Genomic DNA, 5,776 nt, shown 5'->3' on the forward strand with positions numbered 1-5,776 from the left:
AACAGGGCGAGGGTAGTGAGGCAGTCAGTCTGAGGGGGGAGAAGAGATGCGGATAGTTTTGGCAATCAGCGTTTTATTTGTTGACAGGCTATCACTTCGGCATCAAAGAACCTGACCAGTTCTTCAAAGATCCGTTGACCTGTTTGATCGTTATTTTGTTGGTAGTTCGATAAATAGATATCCATATTTATGCGATCGTATTCAGGCCAGCTGTGTAATGAGATATGCGATTCGCTGAGGCAGATCACCGCCGTGTACCCGGCGGGGTCAAAATCATGGAACACTTCGCCCAATTTGCTCAATCCATATTTATTGATCTGGCTATGTAACAGCTGCTGTACGAACGAAAATCTTTCAAGTAATTCCTTTTTGGGAGATGAAAACTCTGCAATAATGTGTAAACCAGGTTGGTAATTCATAGCGGTGTAGTTCCGGTGGTTAAAACTATATATTATTTAGTAGCCTGCAAAACCAAAATGTTACAGGCGCCGGCCACATAAACAAAAATGCCGAACACAGTAATTTTACTGCATCCGGCATTAAACACTAATACGTAGATAGACTGAAAAAGGTAAATAGTGCGCTAGGCTGCCAGTTTATTGATGTTCAACATATCAATCGGGTCCTGGCGTAATAATGAGCTCATAGCTGCATATAATTCCGGCATTTCGTGGCGCATGCGAATGGGATTTTCAAAAAACACTTCCACACTCACTGCCCAAAATTCATGATAGTTAGTGCCGGCATAATCGCCCAGTAAATTCTTGAGGCCATTTTGCATGCTCTCAAAAATTGGGCGGGCCACTTTGGAAAAATTCTTGAACTCCTTTTTAAAATGTTTGTCTTCCTCTGTTTGGGAAATGAAATTTACATAGGCCAGCGCATGACCCATTTCATGTAAACCCATGTTCCAGTTAGGAGTAAGCCCTTTTACTCCTTTGATAAATTTGTCCCACGACAAATAAATGCCGCTGTGGTCAACGTGCCCTTCAAACGGACGGGAATAAAACCCGTAATGATAATCGTCCTTCAGCACGTAAATGTCTCTGAAAAAGTTAAACAGGTACTTTTCCAGTTTAAATGTCAATTGAACAGCCACGGCACTGATAAGAATGGGCATTTCAGCACGTTCTTCCACCTCTATATAATGGAATTTCTTTGCCTTTTTGAACAGGTAAGCTCTGAAGAGGAATTTGTGCTGGTCATCTACGCTTAATCGATTGTAATATTTCAGGTGCTGGGCAACAATGGCATGATAAAAGGTTTCCTGTGCAAGAAACAGTTTGTACTGCCTCTTTTCGTACAGGTAATTGTACCATTTTATAACAGGGCTTTGCAATACAATGATGCCGAAGACCACCAGAAAAATGATCAAAATCTCCATAAGGCTCTATTTTTCTTTCGTAATGACTTGACGGGATCAGATCAACGAACAGTGGTTTTCAAATAGAGAAAATGGATCGGTGTACGGCTTTCAGGGATCCTTGGGGAATGCGGAAATTACATTAAAGGGGTGTTATCAACTATAGAGGGTTATATCCGGCTACAAAATAGAAAGAAAATTTTAAAAAAGAAAGACCCTTAGAGAAAATTCCATCAGTACTGGCTGTAATCGTCGTTAACCGGTTCAAGAAAAATTCCCGACTTTAACATGTCCTGATTCAGCAATTTACATATAGCATCGTATAATTCAGGCAGTTGTATTTTGAATGAAGTAGGCCGTTCGAAAAAATTCTCCACACAAACCGCCCAAAATTCCTGATAGTTGGTGGCCGCATAACTTCCCAACAAATTCATTTCCCCGGCCTGCATGCGGTTGAACACTTCCCGGCCTGTGGCAGTGAACGTTTTAAACCACCGGTACTGGAAACCTTCATCCTCCCCCTCATGTTCATGTTCGGGAAAATTTACATAAGCCAGTGCATGCGCCATCTCATGTAACCCAACATTATCACCATCGGAATAGTTCGCATAAGAGTTTAAAAAATTATTCCACGACAGGTAAATCCCATCTTCATTCACGTGGCCCTGAAAAGGCACATTGAACAACCCGTAATGGTAATCCCGCTTCATGATGTAGATCTTGTGGAAATGGTCCATGAGAAAATGCTGCAACCCAAAAGTGAGTTGTACAGCAGCGGCGCTGATGAGCAGCGACATATGATCTTCCTCTTCCATTTCAACAAACTCAAAATGTTTGGTAGCCCTGAAAATGAGGGTCCTTTTCAGAAAACGCTCGCGCAGGGCTGTATTTAAGTTGCGGTAATAAGGAATGTATTGCTGCAATATTGCATCATATGCATTGTGCTTGGTATCGTACTGTTCCTTTACCTTTTGGGCCAGGAACCTGTTACGCAGGTAATGTGCAAAAGAAAGGCTGCCGGCGACCACTACAATCAGCAAAAAAATAATTCCGGATGTCATTATTGATATTATTTCCGCGGGCGAAAAATAGTAAAAAATACCCAACATTGGGTAGTAGGCCAACAGGTATTGGGAAGGCGTTGTGTTAAAGTTGGCAACAGGAATTACATTTTTTCCCCATATTTTGCCGGAATATGAAAATCAATCATTACGAAATTGATTTCCGCTTTCAGGAAGCAGGAAAGCAGCCGTTTTGAATTACCTTTGCCACCCGCGCCAAAACGCGGAGCTATCACTAAAGCTTATCAGATTATTTAAAATATTATAGGAATGTACAGAACTCATACCTGTGGAGAATTACGGATAGCACAACAAGGGCAACAGGTAACGCTTGCCGGCTGGGTGCAAACCATCAGAAAGTTTGGTAGTATCTCTTTTATCGACCTGAGAGACCGCTATGGCATTACCCAGCTGTTACTGGGTGAAGAACTGAACAGTGAGCTCGACAAGCAGCCACTGGGTCGCGAATTTGTAATACAGGCCACAGGTGTGGTGAATGAACGCAGCAGTAAGAACCCCAACATTCCCACCGGCGATATTGAGATCAAAATAACTTCTTTTAAAATTCTTAATAAATCGGCCACGCCACCCTTCACCATCCAGGACGAAACCGACGGCGGCGATGACCTTCGCATGAAATTCCGCTACCTCGACCTTCGTCGTGGTCTGGTAAAAAAGAACCTGGAATTGCGCTATGCCGTTAACCGGGCTGCCCGTAATTACCTGCACGATAACCATTTTATGGATATCGAAACGCCCTTCCTGATTAAATCAACTCCCGAGGGAGCACGCGACTTTGTGGTACCATCCCGCATGAACCCCGGTCAGTTTTACGCTTTACCGCAATCACCGCAAACTTTTAAACAATTGTTGATGGTGAGCGGCTACGACCGGTATTACCAGGTGGTAAAATGTTTTCGCGATGAGGACCTGCGCGCCGACCGTCAGCCGGAGTTTACGCAGATTGACTGTGAAATGAGCTTTGTAGAGCAGGAAGATATCCTGAACATGTTTGAAGGCATGATCAAACACATCTTCAAAGCAGTAAAAGGCCTCGAGGTTACCGAAAAAGTGCAACGCATGAGCTGGGAAGAAGCCATGTGGCAATATGGGAACGACAAACCCGACATTCGTTTTGGCATGCAGTTGCTCAATATAAAATCAGCTTTCACCAAAGACGGCAAACTGCCCGCCACCGGACAGTTAATTGCAGGCGCCGATTTTAAAGTGTTCAACGATGCAGAAACCGTGGTAGCCATTGCTGTTCCCGGCTGCGCCGAATACACCCGCAAACAAACCGATGAGCTGACCGAATGGGTAAAACGCCCGCAAATAGGTATGCAGGGACTGGTATTCATTAAATGTAATGCTGACGGTACTTATAAAAGCAGTGTCGACAAATTCTTTACAGAAGATAAACTGAAAACCATTGCCGATGCAGCAGGCGCCAAAGCCGGCGACCTGGTGCTGATACTGGCCGGCGCCGAAGAACGCACCCGCAAAGCCATGAGCGAACTGCGCCTCGAAATGGGCGAACGCCTCGGTATGCGTAAAAAAGATGAGTTTAAATTACTGTGGGTGCTCGACTTCCCGCTGTTTGAATACGCTGAAGATGACAACCGCTGGGTAGCCCGTCACCACCCCTTCACCTCACCCAAACCCGATCAGATAGAAATAATGATCAAAAACAGCCCTGTTATTGAAAATGCGGCTGAATACCTGAAACACCCTTACGCTAACATCAAAGCCAATGCGTATGATATGGTGTTGAACGGGAATGAAATTGGCGGCGGTTCCATTCGGATCTTCCAGCGCGACCTGCAGGAAAAAATGTTCGCCGCACTGGGTATGAGCCAGGAAGAAGCCATGCATAAATTCGGCTTCCTGCTGGGTGCATTTGAATATGGCGCGCCCCCGCATGGTGGTATTGCCTATGGGTTCGACCGGTTGTGCGCCATTTTGGGCGGCAGCGAAAGCATTCGCGATTTTATTGCCTTCCCCAAAAACAACAGTGGCCGCGATGTAATGCTCGACGCCCCCAGCGCCATCGATCAAAAACAATTCGACGAGTTACAGATAAAGTTGAATTTGCAATAACCTTTTTTTGAAGTATTTTAAAGCCCCCCGTCCAGGCTGAACCGAGACGGGGGGCTTTTTAAATTCATGTGGATGAAAGGAATTACTACAGGCTGGAAAGCATTTCGCACAGTTTGCATCGTACAATTAATACTGGTAGCCTTTAAAGGCATGTTTTCGCTTCGCGAGATCTTTATCCAGGCAAATGCACTGGTAGGCTTTATAAATATTATCGCGTACACCCTGGTGTTTATTTTTGTTTACCACGGCCTGTCCATGCTGAATTACAATTACCCCGATGTGCCGCTTTCGCCCAAACAAAAGCGCTGGTTCAACATTCTGTATCTCCTTAATTTTATTTTGATCGCCTTCCTGTTTGCCCAGATCGTAAATAGCTGGTGGATGGTTCCCTTTGTATTTGATTTGATAAATATTAGCAAGAACAAAGGCGCATGGTTTTATTTAACCGCCATGGTGCTGATCTCATGGGGCATTTTCATCATGCATTTTATCTTTTTGGCTGGCATGTTCAAATTGCGGCGGGTGATCTATGAAAACACCATCAATACCTGGTACGACCAGTTTGACCAGAAGACGTAAACCATCAAGCAAAATTTTCCTAACTTGAGGGGGTATATTTCTTCCCAATAACTATGGAAGCAACACCACTCGCAGAAAGGTTACGCCCGAATACGTTGGATGAGCTGGCAGGACAGGAACACCTTACCGGTAAAGGAAGTATTTTGCGTACAGCTATCGACCAGGGGAAAGTGCCCTCCATGATCTTATGGGGCCCGCCCGGCACCGGCAAAACCACCATTGCCAACATCATTGCCCATACTTTACAGGTCCCTTTTTACACCCTCAGCGCCATTAGCTCAGGCGTAAAAGAAGTTCGTGAAGTAATTGCCGAGGCGAAGGATAAAGAACGGGCCATCTTATTCATTGACGAAATACACCGTTTTAATAAAGGACAGCAGGATGCCCTGCTGGGCGCCGTGGAAAATGGCATTGTTACCCTCATTGGCGCCACCACTGAAAATCCTTCGTTTGAAGTGAACAGCGCCTTGCTCAGTCGTAGCCAGGTTTATGTATTGAAGCCATTGTTGGAAGATGGCCTGGTAAAAGTGTTGCATCAGGCGATTGAAAAAGACGAATGGCTGAAAACAAAGAACATCCAATTAAAAGAAACGGAAGCATTGCTGACCATTTCAGGAGGAGACGCACGAAAGCTTTTAAACCTGCTCGAATTGGTGGTCGAAGCTTTATCCAATAA

The 5,776-nt window shown here is 44.7% G+C and carries 6 protein-coding genes; 3 read left to right on the forward strand and 3 right to left on the reverse strand.

All coding sequences use genetic code 11. The features are described from left to right. Nucleotides 1–65 precede the first annotated feature (65 nt). The 3 genes from ACJ751_RS26110 to ACJ751_RS26120 all read right to left on the reverse strand — a co-directional run bounded on the left by ACJ751_RS26110 (nt 66) and on the right by ACJ751_RS26120 (nt 2,424). Complete coding sequence (locus ACJ751_RS26110) at nt 66–419, reverse strand: S-adenosylmethionine decarboxylase family protein (protein ID WP_407748475.1); 354 nt, start codon at nt 417–419, stop codon at nt 66–68. A gap of 164 nt (nt 420–583) precedes the next feature. Further along, nucleotides 584–1,384, reverse strand: a complete 801-nt coding sequence (locus ACJ751_RS26115; RefSeq protein ID WP_407748476.1) for a zinc-dependent peptidase — start codon at nt 1,382–1,384, stop codon at nt 584–586. A gap of 212 nt (nt 1,385–1,596) precedes the next feature. Further along, nucleotides 1,597–2,424, reverse strand: a complete 828-nt coding sequence (locus ACJ751_RS26120; RefSeq protein ID WP_407748477.1) for a zinc-dependent peptidase — start codon at nt 2,422–2,424, stop codon at nt 1,597–1,599. 270 nt (nt 2,425–2,694) lie between these two features. Between ACJ751_RS26120 and aspS the strand changes: the two genes are divergently transcribed. The 3 genes from aspS to ACJ751_RS26135 form a co-directional block, all read left to right on the forward strand. After that, nucleotides 2,695–4,521 (forward strand): aspartate--tRNA ligase, encoded by a 1,827-nt coding sequence (aspS, locus tag ACJ751_RS26125; protein WP_407748478.1) that lies wholly within the window; start codon nt 2,695–2,697, stop codon nt 4,519–4,521. 72 nt (nt 4,522–4,593) lie between these two features. Then, nucleotides 4,594–5,100, forward strand: coding sequence for a hypothetical protein (locus ACJ751_RS26130; RefSeq protein ID WP_407748479.1), 507 nt, complete (start codon nt 4,594–4,596; stop codon nt 5,098–5,100). Between the two features lie 53 nt (nt 5,101–5,153). Continuing rightward, nucleotides 5,154–5,776: AAA family ATPase (locus tag ACJ751_RS26135; protein WP_407748480.1), on the forward strand; the 623-nt coding region annotated here is incomplete at its 3' end.

The organism is Niastella sp. (assembly GCF_045805085.1).
In the GTDB taxonomy this organism is placed as follows: Bacteria; Bacteroidota; Bacteroidia; order Chitinophagales; family Chitinophagaceae; genus Niastella.

Bases quoted from the DNA above. Each gene is read 5' to 3' on its own strand.
- ACJ751_RS26110 (WP_407748475.1), bottom strand. From the start codon at position 419: ATGAATTACCAACCTGGTTTACACATTATTGCAGAGTTTTCATCTCCC.
- ACJ751_RS26115 (WP_407748476.1), bottom strand. From the start codon at position 1,384: ATGGAGATTTTGATCATTTTTCTGGTGGTCTTCGGCATCATTGTATTG.
- ACJ751_RS26120 (WP_407748477.1), bottom strand. From the start codon at position 2,424: ATGACATCCGGAATTATTTTTTTGCTGATTGTAGTGGTCGCCGGCAGC.
- aspS (WP_407748478.1), top strand. From the start codon at position 2,695: ATGTACAGAACTCATACCTGTGGAGAATTACGGATAGCACAACAAGGG.
- ACJ751_RS26130 (WP_407748479.1), top strand. From the start codon at position 4,594: ATGAAAGGAATTACTACAGGCTGGAAAGCATTTCGCACAGTTTGCATC.